This is a genomic window from Paenibacillus xylanilyticus (genome assembly GCF_013359935.1).
Lineage (GTDB): Bacteria > Bacillota > Bacilli > Paenibacillales > Paenibacillaceae > Paenibacillus > Paenibacillus xylanilyticus.
Genome location: NZ_JABMCB010000033.1, coordinates 1 through 957 on the forward strand (window position 1 = coordinate 1; position 957 = coordinate 957).

Below are 957 nucleotides of genomic sequence, written 5' to 3' on the forward strand. Positions count from 1 at the left end.
CCTCTAAATCGTGCACAGGCTCTGGCGAAGATCGCAGAAATCAAAGCTAAGTTCGGACTGAAAGGAGCAAGTGTATGACGGGCAAAGAGGCAATTATTCATTACCTGGGGACGCATAATAGCTTCTGTGCGCCGGACGTTGCCGCGCTAACAGGCGCAACAGTAACCAGCATAAATCAGGCCGCGGCTAAAATGGCACGGGCAGGTCTTCTGGTTATCGAAGGTAAGGTCTGGCGAACGGTGTATTACCGGTTTGCTACCAGGGAAGAACGGGAAGGAAAGATGAGCACGAACCTGGTTTTTAAGGAGTGTCGCCAGAGTGCCGCGATGAAACGGGTATTGGCGGTATATGGAGTTAAAAGATGACCATCTACATTACTGAGCTAATAACAGGCCTGCTGGTAATCGCAGGCCTTTTTATTTGGGGGAGAGGGAAGTCATGAAAAAACTAACCTTTGAAATTCGATCTCCAGCACATCAGCAAAACGCTATTCACGCAGTACAGCAAATCCTTCCAGACCCAACCAAACCAATCGTAGTAACCATTCAGGAACGCAACCGCAGCTTAGACCAAAACAGGAAGCTATGGGCCTGCTTAGGTGACGTCTCTCGTCAGGTTGAATGGCATGGTCGCTGGCTGGATGCAGAAAGCTGGAAGTGTGTGTTTACCGCAGCATTAAAGCAGCAGGATGTTGTTCCTAACCTTGCCGGGAATGGCTTTGTGGTAATAGGCCAGTCAACCAGCAGGATGCGTGTAGGCGAATTTGCGGAGCTATTAGAGCTTATACAGGCATTCGGTACAGAGCGTGGCGTTAAGTGGTCAGACGAAGCGAGACTGGCTCTGGAGTGGAAAGCGAGATGGGGAGACAGGGCTGCATGATAAATGTCGTTAGTTTCTCCGGTGGCAGGACGTCAGCATATTTGCTCTGGCTAATGGAGCAAAAGCGACGGGCAGGTA

The 957-nt window shown here is 50.3% G+C and carries 2 protein-coding genes; both read left to right on the top strand.

Annotated elements, in window-relative coordinates; translation table 11 throughout:
* The first annotated feature begins 74 nt into the window (after positions 1 to 74).
* Positions 75 to 365, top strand: coding sequence for a protein ren (locus HP552_RS00200; protein ID WP_000145933.1), 291 nt, complete (start codon positions 75 to 77; stop codon positions 363 to 365).
* 73 nt (positions 366 to 438) lie between these two features.
* Positions 439 to 879 (top strand): recombination protein NinB, encoded by a 441-nt coding sequence (locus tag HP552_RS00205; protein ID WP_000736903.1) that lies wholly within the window; start codon positions 439 to 441, stop codon positions 877 to 879.
* Positions 880 to 957 lie beyond the last annotated feature (78 nt).

Excerpts from the sequence above, each read along its gene's own strand:
- HP552_RS00200 (WP_000145933.1), top strand. The coding sequence starts at position 75 with ATGACGGGCAAAGAGGCAATTATTCATTACCTGGGGACGCATAATAGC.
- HP552_RS00205 (WP_000736903.1), top strand. The coding sequence starts at position 439 with ATGAAAAAACTAACCTTTGAAATTCGATCTCCAGCACATCAGCAAAAC.